The organism is Streptomyces sp. NPDC056527, from assembly GCF_042794475.1.
GTDB lineage: Bacteria > Actinomycetota > Actinomycetes > Streptomycetales > Streptomycetaceae > Streptomyces.
Genome location: NZ_JBHTTQ010000007.1, coordinates 142,538 through 164,250 on the forward strand (window position 1 = coordinate 142,538; position 21,713 = coordinate 164,250).

General features: G+C 70.7%; 21 protein-coding genes. 9 read left to right on the forward strand and 12 right to left on the reverse strand.

Annotation, left to right across the window (positions count from 1 at the left end; genetic code table 11):
- The first annotated feature begins 98 nt into the window (after positions 1-98).
- From ACFQ7Q_RS06585 to groL, 4 genes are all read left to right on the forward strand, one after another.
- Positions 99-1,022 (forward strand): polysaccharide deacetylase family protein, encoded by a 924-nt coding sequence (locus ACFQ7Q_RS06585; RefSeq protein ID WP_383550604.1) that lies wholly within the window; start codon positions 99-101, stop codon positions 1,020-1,022.
- Entirely contained in the window at positions 1,019-1,300 is a 282-nt protein-coding gene (locus ACFQ7Q_RS06590) for a hypothetical protein (RefSeq protein WP_383550606.1), read from the forward strand. Before ACFQ7Q_RS06585 ends, ACFQ7Q_RS06590 begins: the two co-directional genes overlap by 4 nt.
- Before the next feature lie 197 nt (positions 1,301-1,497).
- The gene (gene groES / locus ACFQ7Q_RS06595; protein ID WP_362362055.1) at positions 1,498-1,806 is read left to right on the forward strand and encodes a co-chaperone GroES; all 309 of its coding nucleotides are present in this window, start codon (positions 1,498-1,500) and stop codon (positions 1,804-1,806) included.
- A gap of 118 nt (positions 1,807-1,924) precedes the next feature.
- Positions 1,925-3,553 carry a chaperonin GroEL gene (gene groL, locus ACFQ7Q_RS06600; protein ID WP_383550608.1) on the forward strand — a complete coding sequence of 543 codons (1,629 nt, stop codon included), beginning with the start codon at positions 1,925-1,927 and terminating at the stop codon, positions 3,551-3,553.
- An 84-nt stretch (positions 3,554-3,637) separates the two neighbouring features.
- Here groL and ACFQ7Q_RS06605 read toward each other — a convergent pair whose 3' ends face one another.
- From ACFQ7Q_RS06605 to ACFQ7Q_RS06645, 9 genes are all read right to left on the reverse strand, one after another.
- Positions 3,638-4,336, reverse strand: coding sequence for an ester cyclase (locus tag ACFQ7Q_RS06605; RefSeq protein WP_383550610.1), 699 nt, complete (start codon positions 4,334-4,336; stop codon positions 3,638-3,640).
- Positions 4,337-4,451: 115 nt separating this feature from the next.
- Positions 4,452-5,531, reverse strand: coding sequence for a sensor histidine kinase (locus tag ACFQ7Q_RS06610; RefSeq protein ID WP_383550613.1), 1,080 nt, complete (start codon positions 5,529-5,531; stop codon positions 4,452-4,454).
- A complete protein-coding gene (locus ACFQ7Q_RS06615) occupies positions 5,524-6,219 on the reverse strand; it encodes a response regulator transcription factor (RefSeq protein WP_383550615.1) in 696 nt (231 codons plus the stop codon). Before ACFQ7Q_RS06615 ends, ACFQ7Q_RS06610 begins: the two co-directional genes overlap by 8 nt.
- A gap of 64 nt (positions 6,220-6,283) precedes the next feature.
- Complete coding sequence (locus ACFQ7Q_RS06620) at positions 6,284-6,988, reverse strand: VanZ family protein (RefSeq protein WP_383550617.1); 705 nt, start codon at positions 6,986-6,988, stop codon at positions 6,284-6,286.
- A gap of 141 nt (positions 6,989-7,129) precedes the next feature.
- Positions 7,130-8,158 (reverse strand): hydroxyacid dehydrogenase, encoded by a 1,029-nt coding sequence (locus ACFQ7Q_RS06625; protein WP_383550619.1) that lies wholly within the window; start codon positions 8,156-8,158, stop codon positions 7,130-7,132.
- Positions 8,159-8,175: 17 nt separating this feature from the next.
- Positions 8,176-9,036, reverse strand: coding sequence for a carbohydrate ABC transporter permease (locus ACFQ7Q_RS06630; RefSeq protein WP_383550621.1), 861 nt, complete (start codon positions 9,034-9,036; stop codon positions 8,176-8,178).
- Positions 9,033-9,923 (reverse strand): carbohydrate ABC transporter permease, encoded by an 891-nt coding sequence (locus ACFQ7Q_RS06635; protein WP_383550623.1) that lies wholly within the window; start codon positions 9,921-9,923, stop codon positions 9,033-9,035. Before ACFQ7Q_RS06635 ends, ACFQ7Q_RS06630 begins: the two co-directional genes overlap by 4 nt.
- Positions 9,924-9,927: 4 nt before the next feature.
- Complete coding sequence (locus tag ACFQ7Q_RS06640; RefSeq protein WP_383550625.1) at positions 9,928-11,244, reverse strand: ABC transporter substrate-binding protein; 1,317 nt, start codon at positions 11,242-11,244, stop codon at positions 9,928-9,930.
- A gap of 112 nt (positions 11,245-11,356) precedes the next feature.
- A complete protein-coding gene (locus tag ACFQ7Q_RS06645; protein WP_383550627.1) occupies positions 11,357-12,502 on the reverse strand; it encodes a substrate-binding domain-containing protein in 1,146 nt (381 codons plus the stop codon).
- 177 nt (positions 12,503-12,679) lie between these two features.
- On the opposite strand from ACFQ7Q_RS06645, the gene ACFQ7Q_RS06650 reads away from it, so the two are divergent.
- Positions 12,680-14,497 carry a DUF2264 domain-containing protein gene (locus ACFQ7Q_RS06650; RefSeq protein ID WP_383550629.1) on the forward strand — a complete coding sequence of 606 codons (1,818 nt, stop codon included), beginning with the start codon at positions 12,680-12,682 and terminating at the stop codon, positions 14,495-14,497.
- Between the two features lie 179 nt (positions 14,498-14,676).
- Here the strand turns inward: ACFQ7Q_RS06650 and ACFQ7Q_RS06655 are convergent, their stop codons facing one another.
- Both ACFQ7Q_RS06655 and ACFQ7Q_RS06660 read right to left on the reverse strand, forming a co-directional pair.
- On the reverse strand, positions 14,677-15,450 hold the full coding sequence (locus ACFQ7Q_RS06655) for an SDR family NAD(P)-dependent oxidoreductase (RefSeq protein WP_383550631.1): 774 nt from the start codon (positions 15,448-15,450) through the stop codon (positions 14,677-14,679).
- Positions 15,451-15,488: 38 nt separating this feature from the next.
- The gene (locus tag ACFQ7Q_RS06660; protein WP_383550633.1) at positions 15,489-16,166 is read right to left on the reverse strand and encodes an MOSC domain-containing protein; all 678 of its coding nucleotides are present in this window, start codon (positions 16,164-16,166) and stop codon (positions 15,489-15,491) included.
- An 80-nt stretch (positions 16,167-16,246) separates the two neighbouring features.
- On the opposite strand from ACFQ7Q_RS06660, the gene ACFQ7Q_RS06665 reads away from it, so the two are divergent.
- A complete protein-coding gene (locus ACFQ7Q_RS06665; protein WP_383550635.1) occupies positions 16,247-17,140 on the forward strand; it encodes a LysR family transcriptional regulator in 894 nt (297 codons plus the stop codon).
- 367 nt (positions 17,141-17,507) lie between these two features.
- On the opposite strand, the gene ACFQ7Q_RS06670 is transcribed toward ACFQ7Q_RS06665, so the two are convergent.
- The gene (locus tag ACFQ7Q_RS06670; protein WP_329117047.1) at positions 17,508-17,837 is read right to left on the reverse strand and encodes a WhiB family transcriptional regulator; all 330 of its coding nucleotides are present in this window, start codon (positions 17,835-17,837) and stop codon (positions 17,508-17,510) included.
- A gap of 453 nt (positions 17,838-18,290) precedes the next feature.
- Between ACFQ7Q_RS06670 and ACFQ7Q_RS06675 the strand changes: the two genes are divergently transcribed.
- From ACFQ7Q_RS06675 to guaB, 3 genes are all read left to right on the forward strand, one after another.
- Complete coding sequence (locus ACFQ7Q_RS06675) at positions 18,291-18,902, forward strand: response regulator transcription factor (protein ID WP_003948568.1); 612 nt, start codon at positions 18,291-18,293, stop codon at positions 18,900-18,902.
- A gap of 552 nt (positions 18,903-19,454) precedes the next feature.
- A complete protein-coding gene (locus ACFQ7Q_RS06680) occupies positions 19,455-20,030 on the forward strand; it encodes a sigma-70 family RNA polymerase sigma factor (RefSeq protein ID WP_383550637.1) in 576 nt (191 codons plus the stop codon).
- A 139-nt stretch (positions 20,031-20,169) separates the two neighbouring features.
- Complete coding sequence (gene guaB, locus ACFQ7Q_RS06685; protein ID WP_383550639.1) at positions 20,170-21,672, forward strand: IMP dehydrogenase; 1,503 nt, start codon at positions 20,170-20,172, stop codon at positions 21,670-21,672.
- The last annotated feature ends 41 nt before the right edge of the window (positions 21,673-21,713 follow it).

A 21,713-nucleotide genomic window follows, 5' to 3' on the forward strand; every position in this document is an offset into this window, starting at 1 on the left:
GGGGGACGGTGCGCGTCCGGGCGGCGGTGTCGGGGGTCCGTGAGGGATCGGCGCTGACAGGATGCGGCGCCATGCAGCTAGTACGACAAAAGGAACAGATGCCTTCATTGCAGACGCCTCGTCCGCATCGCCTCAGGCGATCGGCGGGCGCGGTCCTGGTCGTCGCCGCGCTCGGTTCGGCCTGTGCCGGACCGTCCGGCGAGACCGACGAGGCGCGCAAGGAGCCCGCGAAGCCCGCCGCCGGACAGCCCCAGGCGCAGGGTGCCGCAGGCGCTCTCGACGCGTATGTCGAGAAGGTCCGCAAGCAGCGGGCGGCCCGCGTGCTCGCCGCCAAGAAGTGGGGCCTCGACCGGCCCCCGCTGGAGGCTCCGGCCCCTCCCGAGGTGAAGCCGAAGATCACCACCCGCAAGGGCTTCGAGACCGACGGAGAGGGTCTGCCGCCCGTTTTCACGACCGTGCCGACCAAGGAGAAGGTCGTCTTCCTGACGATCGACGACGGCGCGGAGAAGGACCCCGAACTGCTGCGGATGATGAGCGAGCTGCAGATCCCGTACAGCGCCTTCCTGAGCGACTACGTCGTCAAGGACGACTACGGCTACTTCAAGAAGATGCAGGGCTCCGGCGTCGCCCTGCACAACCACACCCTGAACCACCGCTACCTGCCGGGCCTTTCGTACGCCAAGCAGAAGCGCGAGATCTGCGGGATGCAGGACGTCATCGAGGAGCGGTACGGGAAGCGGCCGCCGCTCTTCCGCCCGCCCTACGGCAACTACAACGAGGACACCCTGCGCGCGGCGAAGACGTGCGGGGTCAAGGCGGTCCCGCTCTGGGCCGCCGAGGCGTTCCCCGACCGGATGGAGTGGCGCGAGTGGGACCGGGACCTGCACCCCGGCGACATCGTGCTCACGCACTTCCGGGGCAAGGAGGACTGGAAGGGCTCCATGGCGGACATGATCCGGCGCGTGATGAAGACGATCACCGCCAAGGGGTACGCGGTCGCGAAGCTCGAGGACTACGTGTGACCGCGGCGCGCCGGCTGGCGACCGGCCTCGCGCTCGCCGGCGCGCTTCTGGGGGTGACGGGGTGCGCCTCGTCGGTCGACCCGATCGAGCGCCTGGGCCGGAAGGCGGCGGAGCGGGTGGGCGGGGGTCCGGACGGGGACCTGCGGGACCTTCGGGAGCCGGTCCGGAAGCAGGCGGCCCGGGACCGGACCGTCCGGAACGATCGCGTCCCCGGTGCCGTTCTCGTACCGGCGGCCGAGCGTCCCGCCGCGCCGACGTCGAGGGTCGCGTCGCGCTGAGGTCGACCGCCACACCGCACCGAATTGGCACTCCGCTTGACCGAGTGCTAATCGCAGTCATAGTCTCGGCTCTGGCACTCCCCACTGGAGAGTGCCAACACAGCGACGGGCAGGTCCGGCACCCGCGACGACGGATCCACCTGGTCGCCACCTCAGACAGTTAACCCCGTGAGATCTCCGAAGGGGGAGGTCGGATCGTGACGACCACCAGCTCCAAGGTTGCCATCAAGCCGCTCGAGGACCGCATTGTGGTCCAGCCGCTCGACGCCGAGCAGACCACGGCCTCTGGCCTGGTCATCCCGGACACCGCCAAGGAGAAGCCCCAGGAGGGCGTCGTCCTGGCCGTGGGCCCGGGCCGCTTCGAGAACGGCGAGCGCCTGCCGCTCGACGTGAAGGCCGGCGACATCGTGCTGTACAGCAAGTACGGCGGCACCGAGGTGAAGTACAACGGCGAGGAGTACCTCGTCCTCTCGGCTCGCGACGTGCTCGCGATCGTCGAGAAGTAATTCACCGAAGTACCGAAGCAGATGCTTTGAGCTGCGCCCCTGACCCCGCACCGGGCGTCCGGGGCGCAGTTCGTTTCACCAGTTACACCACGAATTCCGAGAGGGCTGAATCGCTCCCATGGCGAAGATCCTGAAGTTCGACGAGGACGCCCGTCGCGCCCTTGAGCGCGGCGTCAACAAGCTTGCCGACACGGTGAAGGTGACGATCGGCCCCAAGGGTCGCAACGTCGTCATCGACAAGAAGTTCGGCGCCCCCACCATCACCAACGACGGTGTCACGATCGCCCGTGAGGTCGAGATCGAGGACCCGTACGAGAACCTCGGCGCCCAGCTGGTGAAGGAGGTGGCGACCAAGACCAACGACATCGCGGGTGACGGCACCACCACCGCCACCGTGCTCGCCCAGGCGCTCGTCCGCGAGGGTCTGAGGAACGTCGCCGCCGGTGCCTCCCCGGCCGCCCTGAAGAAGGGCATCGACGCCGCGGTCAAGGCCGTCTCGGACGAGCTGCTCGCGACCGCCCGTCCGATCGAGGACAAGTCCGACATCGCCGCCGTGGCCGCGCTCTCCGCGCAGGACCAGCAGGTCGGCGAGCTCATCGCCGAGGCGATGGACAAGGTCGGCAAGGACGGTGTCATCACCGTCGAGGAGTCCAACACCTTCGGTCTGGAGCTCGACTTCACCGAGGGCATGGCCTTCGACAAGGGCTACCTGTCCCCGTACATGGTGACCGACCAGGAGCGTATGGAGGCCGTCCTCGACGACCCGTACATCCTGATCCACCAGGGCAAGATCTCCTCGATCCAGGACCTGCTGCCGCTCCTCGAGAAGGTCATCCAGGCCGGCTCCTCCAAGCCGCTGCTGATCATCGCCGAGGACGTCGAGGGCGAGGCCCTGTCGACCCTGGTCGTCAACAAGATCCGTGGCACCTTCAACGCCGTGGCCGTCAAGGCCCCGGGCTTCGGCGACCGCCGCAAGGCGATGCTCGGCGACATGGCCACCCTCACCGGTGCCACCGTCATCGCCGAGGAGGTCGGCCTCAAGCTCGACCAGGCCGGTCTGGACGTGCTGGGCACCGCCCGCCGCGTGACCATCTCCAAGGACGACACCACCATCGTCGACGGTGGCGGCGACTCCTCGGACGTGCAGGGCCGCGTCAACCAGATCAAGGCCGAGATCGAGTCCACCGACTCCGACTGGGACCGCGAGAAGCTGCAGGAGCGCCTCGCGAAGCTGGCCGGCGGCGTGTGCGTGATCAAGGTCGGCGCCGCCACCGAGGTGGAGCTGAAGGAGAAGAAGCACCGTCTGGAGGACGCCATCTCCGCGACCCGCGCCGCGGTCGAGGAGGGCATCGTCTCCGGTGGTGGCTCCGCTCTGGTCCACGCCGTCAAGGTCCTCGAGGGCAACCTCGACAAGTCCGGCGACGAGGCCACCGGTGTCGCGGTCGTGCGCCGCGCCGCGGTCGAGCCGCTGCGCTGGATCGCCGAGAACGCCGGCCTGGAGGGCTACGTCATCACCTCCAAGGTCGCCGAGCTCGACAAGGGCCAGGGCTTCAACGCCGCCACCGGCGAGTACGGCGACCTGGTCAAGGCCGGCGTCATCGACCCGGTGAAGGTGACGCGCTCCGCGCTGGAGAACGCCGCCTCGATCGCCTCCCTCCTCCTCACCACCGAGACCCTCGTGGTGGAGAAGAAGGAAGAGGAGCCGGCGGACGCGGGCCACGGCCACGGTCACGGCCACTCCCACTGAGGCACCTGACTGACAGCCGAGGCCCGGTGTCCCCGTCGAGGGGGCGCCGGGCCTCGGTGTTTCTCGGGAAACTCTCGGGATCTCCTACGCCTCCACGGCGCCGAGCTGCCCCATGAGCCCGAGCAGGTCGTACTGCCACCAGCCCTCCGCCATCTTCCCGTCCTGACGGAACTGGTGGATGGTCGTGCCGGTCATGGAGACCTTCGTGCCGGTGGGCGGGAGTCCCATGAAGTCACCGGTGTGCGTGCCCACCCAGGTCCACCGCGTGCACACCCGGTCGCCCTCGGCGATCTGGTCGTTGACGGTGAAGTTGAAGTCGAACCCACCCCGCCACATCTCCACCTCGCGGCGGACCGCGTCCATGCCGATGACGTCCTGCTCGTTGGACGGGTCGTGGTCGTGGTACCCCTCCGCGAGCACCTCGTCGAGCGGCGGAAGCTCGCCCTCGGAGGCGATGAGCTCGAAGAACCGGCGCGAGTTCGACTTGTACAGCTGGATGTCCCGCACGATGTCCAGGTCCGTGAACGTCGGCATCTCGTCACAGAGCGCGACCATCTCCCGGAAGATGCGATCGGTCTCCGGAAGCTGTGAGTTGGTCATCGCCACCTCGTAGGAGGGGAACTCCACGATCTCCACGAGGTGGTCGGAGTCGGAGCGGTCCTTGCCGATGACGCTGTGGCTGGCCGTCCGCTTGCCTTTGGTCTGCTCGACCCACTTGTCCATGAGCCGGTTCAGATCGTCGAACCGGCTGGTCTTGCAATCGATTATCTGTACGAATGTCATGACGCCTCCCGGACCGGGTGGGACCCTTCCAGTCTAGGACCAGGGCTTCCGGGCGCCCTGGTGGCACGGGTCGCGCGCGTTCCCCGACAGGGGCCCGCTGGAGGTCGCCCGATGCCTACGGCGTGCCGGGAAGCCGGACCGTCACGAGGAGACCGCCGGCGGGGCGGGGGACGAGGTCGAGGCTCCCGTCGTGGGCGCGGACGACGCTGTGCACGATGGCCAGTCCGAGACCGGCTCCGACGTGCTCGTCGGTGCGTACGCGTTCCGTTCCGCGCTGGAAGGGTTCGGTGAGGGTCGGCACCAGGTCCGGCGGGAGCGGACGGCCCGTGTTCTCGACCCGCAGCACGCTCGTGTCGCCCTCCGCCTCGGTGCGGACCGTCACGGTGCCGCCGGCGGGGAGGTTGTGGACGACGGCGTTCTGGACGAGGTTCGTCACCATCCGCAGCAGCAGCTCCGCGGAGCCGCTGGTCCGGGCGGCCCCGCCGCTGACGTCGAGCGTGATCCCGCGCTGTTCCGCGAGGGGGAGCAGCGTTTCGGCGGCCTCTTCGGCGACGAGGGAGAGATCGACGCTCTCGCGGGTGAAGGCTCCGCTGTCGCCGCGGCTGAGCAGCAGGAGGGCCTCGGTGAGGTCGATCGCCCGTGTGTTGACGGCGTGCAGGCGCTCGATGACCTCGTCGAGGTCCCGGGTGGGGTCCTTGCGGGCGACGTCGAGGAGCGTCCGCGAGATGGCCAGCGGGGTGCGCAGTTCGTGGGAGGCGTTCGCGGCGAACCTCCGCTGCTCGGCGACGTGGGACTCGAGTTGCAGGAGCATCGAGTCGAACGCGTCGGAGAGTTCGCGGAATTCGTCCTGGCGGCCCTTCATGCGGATCCGGTGGGACAGCGACCCGGTCCCGGCCATCCGGGCCGCGTCTCTGATCTGCGTGAGCGGCGCGAGCATCCGCCCGGCGAGGATCCACCCCCCGACGAGGCCGAACACGAGCAGGAAGGTTATCGCCACGGCCGCGGCGGGGAAGAAGGTGCGCACCAGCAGGTAGCGGTTGGGCGAGACCCCGAGAAGGCCCTGGGGGTTGTCGGGCACGTAGCGCAGCAGGAACCCCCACACCACGGCCAGCAGGAGAGCGCCGGCGACGGCGAGGAAGCCGGCGTAGCTGAGGGTGAGTTTCAGCCGGACGCTGAGCCCCGGGCGTCTATCCATGCGTACTGCCGGGGCGTGTGGTGTCGGAGCCGGTCTCGATGCGGTAGCCGACACCCGGCACCGTGGCGATGATCCATGGTTCGCCGAGCCGCTTGCGCAGTGCGGAGACGGTGATGCGCACGGCGTTGGTGAGGGGATCGGCGTTCTCGTCCCAGGCCCGTTCCAGCAGCTCTTCGGCGCTGACGACCCCGCCCTCGGCGGCGACGAGGACTTCGAGGACGGCGAACTGCTTGCGGGTGAGCGCGACGTAGCGTCCGTCGCGGAAGACCTCCCGGCGGAAGGGGTCGACCCGCAGCCCCGCGATCTCGCGGACCGGGGGCCGGGCGTACGCGCGTCTGCGGTCGAGCGCCCTCAGCCGCAGGACGAGCTCCCGCAGCTCGAACGGTTTGGTGAGGTAGTCGTCGGCGCCGATCTCGAACCCGGAAGCCTTGTCGTCGATCCGGTCGGCGGCGGTGAGCATGAGGATCGGGATGCCGCTGCCGGAGGCGACGATGCGCCGGGCGACCTCGTCGCCGGAGGGGCCGGGGATGTCGCGGTCGAGGACCGCGAGGTCGTAGGAGTGGATGCCGAGCAGTTCCAGGGCGGAGTCGCCGTCCCCGGCGATGTCGGCGGCGATCGCCTCCAGCCGCAGACCGTCCCGGACCGCCTCGGCCAGATAGGGCTCGTCCTCCACGATCAGTACGCGCATGTCCGAAGCCTAGGCAGCGGAACCTATCGCCGACGTATGTGAAGACGTCTGCACACCGGACGGCTCAGCCCGTCGCCGCGAGTGCGGGGCGAGGCCGGTCGGACGGCGCTTGCGCCGTGGTGCGCCACCAGCGGCGCGACGCGAGCGCGGCCCCTGCGGCGCCTGCGGCGTTGACCAGGACGTCGTCCACGGAGGACACCCGGTCGAGCTGCAGCATGTACTGCGCGGTTTCGACCAGGACCGAGCAGCCCGCCCCGAGCGCCAGGATCCGCGGCACGGAGGCCAGCGCCGCGAACCGCATCGGGGCGAAGAACCCCAGCGACGCGAAGACCAGCAGGTTTCCGACGATCCCGAGCGACCCCATCGTGACCAGGTCCCGCAGCGGTACGAGGCTCACCCGGGCGGGGACCGTGCCGGCCCCGGCGCCCGGCATCATGGTCATCCAGAGGAACGGCAGCGTCCCGTGGACCATGGCCACCTCGGCCAGCGACAGCCGCCACGCCGGAGTGACGCCGGCGGCACGTCGACGGAGCGCCAGGGCCCACGCCACCAGAACGGTCAACGGCAGCGCGACCAACGTCATGAGCACCACACCGTTGAACGTGTCGAGGCAGCCGTGCCACCGCCCCGCCATGCACCTCGGGGCGGACATCATGAGCGGCCCCCGCACGACGAACAAGGCGCTCGCGAAGCCGAGGACCGCCAGACAGAGGAGCACGACCTTGCGGGTGCGGCGGGGTGGCGCCGACACGGAGGCGTCGAGGTTCATGCCGCCATTGGAGACCGCGGGCCGTTGCGGTGGCGTATGCGATTCCCGATACGCCCGCGATACGTGCTCCCGGCGGCCTGGCGACGGTTCGATCCGCTTCGGATCGTCCCCCGCGACAGGCGCACCGGTCACGCGTGACCGTCAGGCCGAGCGCATCAGGTCCGAAGGCCGGACCGGGTCCGCGAACGGCTGCCCCAGGCCGTACCGCGCCACCTCCTCCAGCGCCTGGTCCGCCATCCGGTGCAGCTCGTTGCCCAACGAGCCCGCCACGTGCGGGGTGAGCAGGACGTTGGGCAGCGCCCAGAGCGGTGAGTCCGGCGGCGGGAGCTCCGGGTCCGTGACGTCGAGGACCGCGTGGAGCCGGCCTCGGCGGAGGTGGGGGAGGAGGGCCGACTCGTCGATCAGGGAGCCGCGGGCGGTGTTGATCAGGGTCGCGCCGTCGGGCATCGCGGCCAGCTGCGGCGCGCCGATCATCCGGTACGTGGCGGGGAGCTGCGGCGCGTGGATGGAGACGATCGAGCTCCGGGCGCACAGCGCGTCGAGGTCGACCAGCTCCACGCCGAGCGCGCGGGCCTCGGCCGGCTCCATGTACGGGTCGTACAGCAGCACCTCGAAGTCGAAGGGGCGCAGCAGGTCGATGACCCGGCGGCCGATCCGGGAGGCGCCGATCAGGCCGATCGTGCGCCGGTAGTTGCCCCAGACCGCCGACTCCGCCGTCCATGCGTCGTCGGCGCGGACCGCCCCGTACCGCAGGGCCGAGGGGAGGATCCGCTTGCCCGCGAAGAGGATCGCGGCCAGCGTGTACTCGGCGACGGGAAGCGCGTTGGCCGCCGCCGCGGAGGTGACCGCGAGGCCGCGCTCCCAACAGGCGTCCGTGATGTGGTGCTTCACCGAGCCGGCCGCGTGGACGACCGCACGCAGGCGGGGCGCGCGGTCCAGGACGGCGGCCGTCAGGGGCGGGGCGCCCCAGCAGGTGAGGAGGACCTCGGCCTCGGCGAGGGCGGCGGCGACGCGCGGGCCGGGCGCGGTGAGGTCGTGGGCGACGAGGTGCGGGTCGGTGCGGGTCAGGGCGTCGAGGCGGGCCCGGTGGGCGTCGGTCAGCAGCCGTTCGGCGATGCCGGGACCCATGGAGAGAAGGAGGGGCGGGCGGTTGTCGGTGGCGGGGTGCATCGTGGGACCCGGGCTCCTCACTTGACGCTGCCGGCGGTCAGACCGGCCTTCCAATGGCGCTGCAGGGAGACGAAGGCGACGACGAGGGGGACGACGGCGAGCAGGGAACCGGTGACGACGAGGGGGTAGAAGTCGGGTTCCGCGTGGGCGTTGCTGTTCCACGCGTACAGACCGAGGCTCAGCGGGTACAGCTTCTGGTCCGAGAGCATCACCAGAGGGAGGAAGAAGTTGTTCCAGATGGCGGTGAACTGGAAGAGGAAGACGGTCACGAAGCCCGGCATGATCATGCGCAGACCGATCGACCAGAAGGTGCGCAGCTCGCCCGCGCCGTCGATACGGGCGGCCTCCAGCGCCTCGTCGGGGATGTAGCCGGAGCTGAAGACCCGGGAGAGGTAGACCCCGAAGGGGTTGACCAGGACGGGGATCAGCACGGCCCAGTACGTGTTGACGATGCCCACCTCGCTGGCGAGGAGGTACATGGGCAGCGCGAGCGCCGTGGTGGGGACGAGCACGCCCAGGAGCACGAGGCCGAAGAGCTTCTCCTTGCCCCGGAAGTGGTACTTGTCGAAGGCGTAGCCCGCGGCGACGCTGACCAGGGAGCAGGCGAGGGCGCCCAGACCCGCGTACAGCAGGCTGTTGGCGTACCAGTGGAAGTAGATGCCGTCGTTGTACTCGGCGAGGCGCGAGAGGTTCCCGCCGAGGTCGAAGCCCTCGAAGGAGAAGGCGTTGCCGGCCAGCAGGCCGCCCGCGTCCTTGGTGGCGGCGGTCAGCAGCCAGACGAGCGGGAAGAGCATGTAGACGACGGCGAGGACGAGCGCGCCGTTGACGGCGGTCTTCGAGAGCCAGACGTTCGTGGGGCGGGTGCGGGACGGGCTCATGCGCGCTTCCCCTTCCGGCGGCCGGTCAGTCGGGTGACGGCGAAGGAGAGCAGCGCCGCTGTGAGGGCCAGCAGGACGGACGCGGCGGCGGCCAGTCCGTAGTCGTTGCGGTCGAAGGCCGCGGTGTAGGCGTACATGTTCGGCGTCCAGGTCGAGGTGACGGCGGAGCCCGTTCCCTTGTTGAGGATCAGCGGCTCGGTGAACAGCTGGAGGGAGCCGATGATCGTGAACAGGCAGACCATCAGGAGCGAGGCGCGGATCAGCGGGATCTTGATGCTGAAGGCGATGCGCCAGGAGCCGGCGCCGTCGACGGTGGCCGCCTCCAGGACGGAGCGGTCGATGGCCTGCAGGGCGGCGTAGAAGATCACCATGTTGTAGCCGAGCCACTCCCACAGCGCGATGTTGACGATGGAGGGAAGTGCGCCCTCGGGCGAGAAGAAGTCGAAGCCGATCCCGCCGGCCTCCATCGCCTTGACGACCGGGCTGAGTTGGGGCGTGTAGAGGTAGACCCAGATCAGCGCGGCGATGATGCCGGGGACGGCGTGCGGCAGGAAGAGCGCGAGCTGGAAGAAGCGGCGGGCGCGGGCGAGCGCCGAGTCGAGCAGGAGGGCGAGGCCGAGGGCCCCGACGAGCAGCAGCGGAATGTAGAAGAGGCAGTATCCGAGCAGTACGCCGAAGCCCTCGAGGAAGGCCCGGTCACCCAGTGCCGCGGTGTAGTTGTCGAGCCCGCTGAAGACGGTCTCGGTGCCGCCGAAGCCCAGCCCCGACTGCTTCTCGGTGAACAGGCTGAGCCAGACCGCGTATCCGATCGGCACGACCATCACCGCGACGAACAGGGCGAAGAAGGGGGTCAGCAGGAACGCTGCGGCACGGGTGCGGGCGTTCATCCGGTCAGCCCTCGACCTTCAGGCCGCGCTTCGTGAGCTCGGCGACCGTCGCCTCGTGTCCGGTCCTGATCGCGTCGGCGATCGTCGGGCCGCCCTTGGTGACCTTGCCGAACCGGTCCTTGATGGCCAGGTTGGTGGTGCCGGTGGTGGGGCCCCAGGTCCAGTTCGGGTTGATGGAGGTGCTGGACTGCTCGAAGAGGGCGTAGATGTCCTGGCCGCCGTAGTAGCTCGCGTCGAAGGCGGCCTTGGCGACCGGGCGCAGGGCCGCCGCGGCGGGGAAGGCGCTGGAGGTGCCGGAGGCGATACGGGCCTTGACGCCGGCCTCGGTGGTGGCCATCCACTCGGCGAACTCGACGGCCGCCGCGGTCTTCTTGCTGTCCTTGGTCACGGCGAAGGTGGTGCCGCCGAGGATTCCGCTCGCGGGCTTGCCGTCCCAGCTGGGCATGGGCGCCACGGCCCACTTGCCGCTCTGCTCGGGCAGGGTGCCCTTGAGGACACCCGCGCCCCAGGAGGCGCCGAGGTAGCCGATGGTGGTGCCGTTCTTGAGCGAACCGGTCCACTCGGGGCTGAACGAGGCGTTCTTGTGGATGAGGTCGGCCTCGATCAGACCCTGCCAGTAGTCGGCGACCTTGGTGGTGGCCGGGTCGGTGGTGTTGATCTTCCAGGTGTCGTTCTCGGCCTTGAACCACTGGGCGCCGGCCTGCCAGGCCATCGCCTCGAAGGTGGTCGGGTCGTCGGGGAAGAAGGTCGCGATACGGGCCTTGGCGTCGGCCCTCTTCACCTTCTCCGCGGCGACCTTGAACGCGTCCCAGGTCGTGGGGACCTCGACCTTGTACTTGGCGAAGAGGTCCTTGCGGTAGAAGAAGGCCTGCGGGGCCGCGTCGAAGGGGACGGCCCAGGTCTTGCCGCCGAGGGTGGTGAGCTCCACCGCCTGGGGGAGCAGCTTTCCGCGGTCGGCCTCGGTGAACTCGCCGCCGATGTCCTGCAGGGCGCCGGAGCTGACGAACTCGGGGAGCGAGGGGTACTCGATGGAGACCAGGTCGGGGGCGTTGCCCGCCTTCACGGCGTTGGAGATCTTGGCGTAGCCGCCGGCGTTGCCGGAGGGGATCTCCTCGAACTTCACCTGGATGTTCTTGTGGGAGGCGTTGAAGGCGTCGACCACGTCCTTCGAGCCCTTGGCCCAGCCCCAGAAGGTGATGGTCACGGGCCCGCTCGACGCGGCGTCGGTACCGCCTTCACCGCCGCCACAGGCCGTCAGAACGGCGAGGGCGGTGGCGGTTCCGGCTATGACACGGGACGTTCTGCTCCAAGTACGGCTCACGACTCGGCTCCTGAGGACGGGGGCGACACGGGGTGTGTGGCCGTGATCCTGTGACCGTTCCTGAGCGAAGTCAAGAGCGAAAGATTGATTGATCGAAAAAGGATCGAATCGATCAGATGGGGCGAGCTCCCGGGGGAGCGCCGCAGGAGGCTCGCACGCGCAGCCGCGGCAGCAGGCTCAGATGGCGCCGCGCCGGCTCCTCGTCAGGGCCTCCGTACGCCTCCGTCAGCCGTTCCACCAGCAGTTCCGTGGCGTGCCTGCCGACCTGGCGCTTGGGCGGGGCGACCGCCGTCAGCGGGGTGTCGGCGAGCGCGGCGACCTCGTCGTCGTACGCGATCAGGGCCAGGTCCTCCGGAACCTTCACTCCCAGGTCCGTCAGGCGCTGGACGATCTCGATCGCGTCCACGTCGTTGTGGACCACGGCCGCGCTCACCCGGCCGGAGGACACCGCGTCGAACAGGGCCCGTACGGCGCGCTCGAAGCCCTCCGGGTCCTGATCGGCCGGTACCGAATCGATCACCGGGCCGGGTGCGTCGAGGCCCAGGGTGCCCAGCGCCTCGGCGTACCCGGAGCGCACCGCGAGCGCCGTCGGGCTGTCGCCGCGGGCCACGAGCAGAGGGGTGCCGTGGCCCAGTTCCAGCAGGTGGCGCAGGGCGAGCAGGACGCCGTGGCCGTGGTCGGAGACCACCCGGTCCAGGGCGTCGAGGGGCGTGCCGGGGTCGGCTCTGCGCTCCAGGAGCACGGCGGGCACCGGCAGTTCGGCCAGCCAGTCCCCGTACGCGAGCCGGTCCTCGGGCCCGCGCCAGCCGGGCGCGACGAGCACCCCCTCGGCGCCGGCCGCGAGCAGGCCCTCGGTGCGCGCGCGGTCCTCCTCCGGCCGGTAGTCCGAGATCCGCAGCACCAGCCGGGCCCCGGCGCGCGCCGCGGCCTCGTGCGCGCCGCGGATGACCTCGGCGAAGTAGTACGTGGCGGAGGGCGCGAGCAGCCCGAGCACCAGTCCCTCGCCGGGGCGCCGCGCACCCGGATCGACCTGGCGCTCCGGCCTCTCCGGGCGTTCCTGCCGTTCCGTCCGTTCCGGCCAGGAGACCTGGCCGTGCACCCGGTCGAGCAGCCCCTGCGTCGCCAGCGCCTCGACATCGCGGCGGGCGGTGACGGGAGAGACCCCGAGGAGCGTGGCCAGGTCGGCGACGCGGGCCGTGCCGCGGTCGCGCACCAGGGCCAGCAGTCGGTCGTGTCGTTCGGCGGCACTCTCACGCACGGCGTGTCTCCCCCTTGCGGTGTGGGTGGTCCGGCGCTCCGCCGGCCTTGTCGTCAGACCTTCTCACGTCGAATGATCGAATCGAAGGCTTTTCGATCATTCGGTCGGAACTGTTGACGTTCGATCGAGGCGCGTTCATGATTCCCGGCGACGCCGAAGTCCGCCTCAGGGAGCATCATGCCCACGCCGCCCGAGAACCGTGAGCTCAGTCCGTTCACCGGCTGGACCCGCGCCCACTGGGAGGACACGGCCGACCGCCTCCTCCTCGCCGTACGGCCGTACGCCTCGCCCCGCCACGGACTGATCGACCTCCCGGGCCCCCGCCCCAGCTGGTCCGGCGTCCGCTCCGACGGCCTCGAAGGCCACGCCCGTACGTTCCTCCTCGCCGCCCTCCGCGTCGCGGGCGCCCGGGGCGAGGACCCGCACGGCCACCTCGCCTTCCACGCCGAGGGCCTCGCCGCCGGCACGGAGGCCCCGGGCGGCGACGGCCCCGACTCCTGGCCGCTCCTCACCGACGTGCGCCAGGCCGTCGTCGAATCCGCATCCGTCGCCCTCGGACTGCGGCTGACCCGCCCCTGGCTCTGGGACACCCTCGACGACCGCACGCGGCAGCGCGTTGTCGAGTGGCTGCTGCCCGCCCTCGAACCCTCCCCGGTCGACAACAACTGGTGGCTCTTCGGCCTCACCGTCGCCGGCTTCCTCCAGGACGCCGGCATCGAGACCGACCGCGCCACCGCCACCATCGACCGCTCCCTCGAACGCGTGGAGAAGTGGTACCTCGGCGACGGCTGGTACAGCGACGGCGACAACCGCGCCTTCGACCACTACAACGCCTGGGCCCTGCACCTCTACCCGGTCCTCCACGCCCACCTCGCCGGCGACCAGGACCTCCTCGACCGCTACGGCCCCCGGCTGCGGCGCCACCTCGACGACTACGCCCACCTCTTCGACGGCGACGGATCCCCCCTCCCGTACGGCCGCTCGCTCACCTACCGCTTCGCCGCGGCCGCCGCCCCCTGGCTCGGAGCCCTCACCGGACACACCCCGCTGACTCCCGGCGCCACCCGCCGCCTCGCCTCCGGGACACTCCGGTACTTCCTCGACCGGGGCGCCGCCGACGAGCGCGGTCTGCTCACCCTCGGCTGGCACGGCCCGTACGAACCCGTCGTCCAGAGCTACTCCGGACCCGCCTCCCCGTACTGGGCCGCCAAGGGCTTCCTCGGTCTGCTCCTCCCCGCCGACCACCCGGCCTGGACCGACGCCGAAGAACCCCTGCCCGCCGAACGAGCCGACACCGTGCGTCCCGTCGCCCCGGCCGGCCTGCTCATCCAGTCCACCGCCACCGACGGAATCGTGCGCCTCCACAACCACGGCAGCAACCATGTGAGCAGCGACCCGTCGGGCCCCGACGACTCCGGTTACGCCCGCTACGCCTACTCCACCCGCACCGGCCCCACCACCCCGCCCGACCAGCCCGACAACCACTTCGCCCTGGTCCTCGACGGCAAGGTCACCCGGCGCGGACCCGCGACCCCCCTGGGCACCGGTCCCGACTGGGCCGCCTCCCTGCACACCCCGCTCCCCGGTGTCCGGATCCTCTCCGCGACCCTGGCCCACGGCCGGACCGAGGTCCGCGCCCACCTCGTCCTCGGCGCGCCCGACGGAACTCCCGTACGTCAGACCGGCTGGGCCACCACCCCCGAGGGCCCCACGGCCCAACTCCACCCGGTCCACGGCTTTCCGCCGGCCACGGAGCCCGTCGAACTCGCCACCGGATCCACGCTCCAGGGCGGCCCGGCCACCCGCACCGCCGCGCTCCACGGCTCCACCAGCGGCCCCGAGAGTCTGTTCGTCACCCTCGCGTCACTCACCGCCGAGCCCGACCCGGCGCCCGCGTCCGCCCTCGCAGCCGTCCGGGTCTCGGGCCGCACGCTGCACGTGACCTGGGAGAACGGAACGACGGCCCGACTGGCCCTCGACCCACGGGATTCGTGACCCCGCGCGGTACGCCTGCCTCGCCCTTGCCATCACCCCCGCCCTCCCGCTCGATCACCGGGACCCGTTCGGACACGACGTGTCGGCGGCGTCGACTCCGAACATCGGGGCGAGGGTCCCGCGTCGAGTGGCCCCGGACCGGCCCCCGGCTCGTCACCGGGACCCGCGCCGGGCAACCGTCACTTCGGTCCGTACTTGCGGCCCGCCTTGGAGGACACCCCACCGAGCAGACCACGAGGCGCCAGCTTCACCACACCCATCAGCGCCTTGTAGCGCGGGTCCGGGATGGAGAGCGTCTTGCCCCGCGCCAGATCGCCCAGCGCCGCCGCCACCAACTTGTCCGCGTCGAGCCACATCCAGCTCGGGATGTTGTCCGTCCCCATCCCGGCCCGCTCGTGGAACTCCGTCCGGACGAAGCCAGGGCAGAGCGCCATCAGCCGCACCCCGGTACCCCCGAGATCCCGCGCGGCGCCCTGGGTGAACTGCACGACCCACGCCTTCGACGCCCCGTACGTGCCACGCGGGACGAACGCGGCGACCGAGGCCACGTTCACCACCCCGCCCCGGCCGCGCGTCCGCATCGACTCCGCCGCGGCCGACGTCAACCGCAGCACCGCCTCGCAGTGCACCGTCAACATCTTCAACTCGTCGGCCATGGACACTTCCAGGAACCGGCCCTTGTTGCCGAAACCGGCGTTGTTCACCAGCAGGTCCACCGGCTGCCTGGCATCGGAGAGCCGGGCCTCCACGGCCGCGATGCCCTTCTCGTCGGCCAGATCCGCCGCCAGTACCTCGGCCTCGATGCCGTGCCGGTCGTGCAGTTCGGTCGCCTGCTCGCGCAGTCTCTTCACATCGCGGGCCACGAGCACCACATCGTGACCGTCCGCCGCCAGCCTCCGCGCGAAGGCGGCCCCAATGCCCGCCGTCGCGCCCGTGATCAATGCAGTCGTCATACGCGGCACGTTAGTGCCCCGTGCCGGGGCCCCGGCGGTCAGGAGCCGGTGCCGTACTTCTCCGTGTAGGTGCGCGCGAGCCGGAGCAGACCCGACTCCATCCACTCGGCCGCGACCAGCATGCTCGGCAGCAGCGCGCGCTCGGTGGTCGCGGCCCGGTGCAGGAGCGCCACCGTGACGGCGTGCGCGGGCCGGTGCACGACCGCCACCGCGTCGCCGGCCGCGATCTCGCCCGGCTCGATCACCCGCAGCAGCGCGCCAGGACCGGCGGTCGACCGGGTGAAGCGGCGGACCCACCCCTTCTCCCGGACGAAGCCCTCGAACGTACGGCAGGGGATCCGGCCGCCCGTCACTTCGAGGACCACGTCCGAACCGACCCGCCAACGCTCGCCGATCAGGGCGCCGTTCACATCGAGCCCGAGCGTGGTGAGGTTCTCGCCGAACGAGCCGTTGGTCAGCGGGCGGCCCAGCTCGCGCTCCCAGGCGTCCATGTCCTCGCGCGCGAAGGCGGTCACCGCCCGGTCGTCGCCGCCGTGGAAGCGCAGGTCGCACACCGCGTCCCCGGCGAGCCCGCTCGCCCCGACCCCGCGCGCGCTCGGAGCCTCGACCCGTACCCGCCCCTCGACCGGGCGCTTGTCGATCCCCGACATTCCCGTGGGGGAGTCGGTGTACGACACGGCCTCGGCGCGTCCGGCATTCACGCTGATCAGCTTCATGACGGCACCCTAGGCGACGCTTCCTCAAAGCCAGGAACGAATATTCGCCGCGAGGCCCAAGAATCGCTTATGCTCGACCTATGATCGAGGCCCGCCATCTCCGCGTCCTGCGCGCCGTCGCCGCGACCGGCTCCTTCTCCGCCGCCGCGCGCGAACTCGGCTGCACCCAGCCCGCGGTGAGCCAGCAGATGAAGGCGCTCGAATCCTCCGCCGGCACGCCCCTGCTGATCCGGACCGGCCGCGAGATGCGGCTCACCCAGGCGGGCGAGGCCCTGGTCAGACACGCCTCGGGCATCCTCGCGGGCCTGACGGCCGCCGAGGAGGAGGTGGCCGCCATCGCCGGCCTGCGCGCCGGCCGCGTCCGCCTGGTCTCGTTCCCCAGCGGCAGCTCCACCCTGGTCCCCACCGCCCTCGCCGCCCTGCGCGCGGCGCATCCGGGCACCCGGGTCTCGCTGGTGGAGGCCGAGCCGCCGCGCTCGGTGGAGATGCTGCGCGAGGGCGACTGCGACCTGGCGCTCGCCTTCCGTTACGGCGCGGGCCCCGACGAGTGGAACGACCTCGTCGTCCGTCCGCTGCTCGCCGACCGCCTGGTCGGCCTCGTGCCGGAGGCGCACCGGCTCGCCGGCGCCGAGTCGGTGAGCATCGCCGAACTGGCCGACGAGTCCTGGATCGCCGGCTGCCCGCGCTGCCGCCGCCAGCTCGTGGACGTCTGCGAGGAGGCGGGGTTCACCCCGCGCATCGACTTCGCGACCGACGACTACCCGGCCGTGGTCGGACTGGTGGGTGCCGGCCTGGGCGTGGCCGTCCTCCCGGCGCTCGCGATCGAGTCCGTACGCCCCAAGGGCGCGCGGACCGTGGCGGTGGAGCCGGCCGTGGAGCGCGAGATCGTCGCCCTCACGCTGCCGGACCTGGCCCAGGTCCCGGCCGTCGCGGCGACCCTGGACGAACTGACACGAGCGGCCACGCGCGCGTAGACGCGTCCGCGGGGCCGGGCGGGTGTGCGGGGTCGTCCGTGCGGCCGGGCGGGTGTGCGGCGTCGGCGGGTGTGCGGCGTCGTCCGTGCGGCTGGGTGCGCGTAAGCGCCTGTGTGGCGGCGCCGTCCATGCGGCTGGGCGCGCGTGAGCGCCTTCTGTGCGCGACGCGGGCAAGCGGCCACGCGCGCGTGGTGGCCCCTTCTTACTGCGACGCGCGGTACTGACACGCGCGCCCCACGCCTGCGGGCGCAGCGCGCCGCTTCCCGCGCCGCACGCCCCCGGGCCGCGTGCGGCGCGGCTCCGTGGAGCCGGGTGGGATGCGGACCCGGCCCCTTCCCTGCACGAGCAGAAACGTTCCTTCAGACCTTCAGGCGCGCCCCACGCCTGCCGAACTCGATGCCGATGCCGTGATCAGGCGATTGCGGGCTCGTCCCATGAGCTCTTCGCGTTCGTCCTCGGTGAGGCCGCCCCAGACGCCGTAGGGCTCCCGCACGGCGAGTGCGTGTGCCGCGCACTCCGCGCGTACCGGGCACCGCATGCAGACCTCTTTCGCCGAGTTCTCACGCGCACTCCGTGCCGCGCCGCGCTCTCCCTCGGGGTGGAAGAACAGGGAACTGTCGACTCCGCGGCAGGCCGCAAGCAGCTGCCAGTCCCACAGATCGGCGTTGGGTCCGGGAAGGCGGGAGAAATCTGCCATTGCGCTTGTCCCCTTGAAACCGTGTCGAAACGGATAGGTGGGCGGGTGGATGGCTGATGATCCGGGGGCCCTTCGCCCCCCATGGGTCTCGCGTACCCGCTCTCACGGGCACGACCCGACCGTACAACTACTATCTAAGTAGATGTAAATATGACTCATTGCGAATCTAGCCACAGACACCGCGAAAAGGGAAGAAAACCCGCTAAATGGGGCATAGCTTCCGGGTGATGGGCGCATGACCTGCGTGGCTCTCCTCCGCACACGCCTCCTCACGTAGAGTGCCGAAGGCGGCCGTCCGGCCCGTAACTCTTTCGAGTGACCGTCGTTGAGTGTGCGGAGGCGGTTGAAGGAACAAGTGCTCGGGCAGGTGTCCGAGGGCGTCAACCGCACAGGTGACGATACGTACCAGCCCTGGAGGCTCAAGGTGACGCGCATCAGCTGCGGAGGGCGGCCATGACATCCGTCCTCGTCTGCGACGACTCCCCGCTTGCCCGAGAAGCGCTTCGCCGCGCGGTCGCGACCGTGCCCGGCGTGGAGCGCGTGACCACCGCGGCCAACGGCGAGGAAGTCCTCCGCCGCTGGGGCGCGGACCGCTCGGACCTGATTCTGATGGACGTACGCATGCCCGGTCTGGGCGGCGTGGAGACCGTCCGTCGGCTGCTGTCCGCGGACCCCGGCGCCCGCATCATCATGCTCACGGTCGCGGAGGACCTGGACGGTGTCGCGCTCGCGGTCGCCGCGGGCGCCCGTGGCTATCTGCACAAGGACGCCTCGCGCGCCGAGCTGCGGGCCACGGTCACCCAGGCCCTCGCCGACCCGACCTGGCGGCTCGCCCCTCGCCGGCTGCGGTCGGCCGAGATGGGTGCGGCGCCGACGCTCACCGCGCGTGAGATCCAGGTGCTGGAGGGCATGAGCCACGGCCGGTCGAACGCGGAGATCGGGCGCGAGCTCTTCCTCTCCGAGGACACGGTCAAGACCCACGCCCGCCGGCTGTTCAAGAAGCTGGGCGCGTCGGACCGGGCGCACGCGGTCGCCCTCGGCTTCCGCTGGGGCCTGGTCCGCTAGTCGAAGCCCTGCCGCGGCGGCCTCGTGTCCCCGCTGCGGCAGCGGTGTGTGGCCCCGCGGCGGGAGCGCTCGTATCGGCGCTGCGGAGCAAGGCGGCGCTGCGGAGCAAGGCTGTGGGCCCGGTGGGAGTGACTCGCGCACCGGCCGGGGTCCGCTCCGGAGCGGCCTGTATCCCCACCGCGGAGCAGCTGGTGTCCCCGCGGTGGAGTTGGTTCCGCCCCCGGTGCGGAGCTGCTCCTGTCGCCGGCGCGGAGCCCTTGTGAAGCCGGTGCGGAGCTGCTTGCCACGCCGCCCCGGAGCCGCTTGTGAAGCCCGTGCGGAGCCGCTTGTGAAGCCCGTGCGGGGCAGCTTGTGTCCCCGCTGCGGAGCAGCTTGTGTCACTTACGCGCGGGATGCCGCATCCTTGAGGGTGTGGAGTTCCTCGGGGACGAGTCGATCGAGCGGGAGGGGAGGGCGCAGGAGATGAGTTCCAGCGCGCCTACTCATAACGCTTCGGTGCACAACTACGAACGCGGTGCCGCGAATTCTCAGACGTCAAGGCACCATGGAGCGATGCGCGACGACGAGCCAACGGTGATCGGTGCACTCGTTCACCGTGCCGTCGAGGGCGACGAACAGGCGACGCACGACCTTCTGGCGCGTGTGCACCCGCTCGCCCTGCGCTATTGCCGGACGCGGCTGAACCGCTTGCCCGGTGATGCTCGCCACTTTGTCGAGGACCTCGCGCAGGAGGTCTGTGTCGCCGTCCTGATGGCGCTGCCGCGCTACAAGGACACGGGCAGGCCGTTCGAGGCCTTCGTCTTCGCCATCGCCGGACACAAGGTCGCCGATCTGCAGCGGGCCGCGATGCGGCACCCGGGCTCGACGGCCGTGCCCTCCGACGAGATGCCGGAGCGGCCCGACGACTCCCTCGGCCCGGAGGAGCGCGCGCTGCTCAGCGACGATGCCGAATGGGCCAAGAGGCTGCTCGCCAACCTCCCGGAGAACCAGCGCGAACTGCTCGTGCTCCGTGTCGCCGTCGGGCTCACCGCGGAGGAGACCGGGCAGATGCTCGGGATGTCTCCGGGGGCCGTCCGGGTGGCGCAGCACCGCGCGCTCAGCCGACTGCGCGCACTGGCCGAGCAGTAAGGGTCGGCGAGGGCCGGTGGCCCTCACGTATACGTACGAACGTCCAAAGCTGCTCTCTGATCTTGATCGTGGAATGAGACACCGTCGAGGCCCGTTAGCATGGACATCCGCACCGATCAAGGCCATTGGGGAAGGTGTCATGACTGCAAACGTCGACGGAGTGCCCGGTAAATTCGCGACACTCGGGCTGACCTACGACGACGTACTGCTGCTGCCGGGAGCATCCGAGGTGCTCCCCAACGCGGTCGACACCTCGTCCCGTATCTCCCGCAACGTCCGGGTCAACATTCCGCTGCTCTCGGCGGCGATGGACAAGGTGACCGAGTCCCGCATGGCGATCGCCATGGCCCGTCTGGGCGGCGTCGGCGTGCTGCACCGCAATCTCTCGGTCGAGGACCAGGTCAACCAGGTCGACCTGGTCAAGCGCTCCGAGTCCGGCATGGTCACGGACCCCATCACCGTGCACCCGGAGGCGACGCTCGCCGAGGCGGACGCCCTGTGCGCCAAGTTCCGCATCAGCGGTGTCCCCGTCACCAACCCGGACGGCAAGCTGCTGGGCATCGTGACCAACCGCGACATGGCCTTCGAGAGCGACCGCAGCCGTCAGGTCCGCGAGGTCATGACGCCGATGCCGCTGGTCACCGGCAAGGTCGGCATTTCTGGCGTCGACGCCATGGAGCTGCTGCGCCGCCACAAGATCGAGAAGCTGCCGCTGGTCGACGACGAGGGCGTGCTCAAGGGCCTGATCACCGTCAAGGACTTCGTCAAGGCGGAGAAGTACCCGAACGCCGCGAAGGACGCCGAGGGCCGCCTGCTCGTCGGTGCCGCCGTGGGCGCCAGCCCCGAGGCGCTGGAGCGCGCCCAGGCGCTCGCCGCCGCCGGTGTGGACTTCCTGGTCGTCGACACGTCGCACGGCCACAACAGCAACGCCCTGAGCTGGATGGCGAAGATCAAGTCGAGCGTGAAGGTCGACGTGATCGGCGGCAACGTCGCCACGCGTGACGGCGCGCAGGCGCTGATCGACGCAGGCGTCGACGGCATCAAGGTCGGCGTGGGTCCCGGCTCGATCTGTACCACCCGTGTCGTCGCGGGCATCGGCGTCCCGCAGGTCACCGCCATCTACGAGGCTTCTCTCGCGGCCCGTCCCGCCGGTGTCCCGCTGATCGGTGACGGCGGCCTGCAGTACTCCGGCGACATCGGCAAGGCGCTGGCCGCCGGCGCCGACACCGTGATGCTCGGCAGCCTCCTCGCGGGCTGTGAGGAGTCGCCCGGCGAGCTGCTCTTCATCAACGGCAAGCAGTTCAAGTCGTACCGCGGTATGGGCTCGCTCGGCGCCATGCAGTCCCGTGGCCAGGGCAGGTCGTACTCGAAGGACCGCTACTTCCAGGCCGAGGTCGCCTCCGACGACAAGCTCGTGCCCGAGGGCGTCGAGGGCCAGGTTCCCTACCGCGGCCCGCTGTCCAACGTCCTGCACCAGCTCGTCGGCGGTCTTCGCCAGACCATGGGCTACGTCGGTGCCGCCACCGTCGCGGAGATGGAGTCGAAGGGCCGGTTCGTCCGGATCACCTCGGCGGGCCTCAAGGAGAGCCACCCGCACGACATCCAGATGACGGTCGAGGCGCCGAACTACAGCAGGAAGTAACAGAGCGCGACGCGTGGGGCGGTTCCGGCATGCTGTCTCTT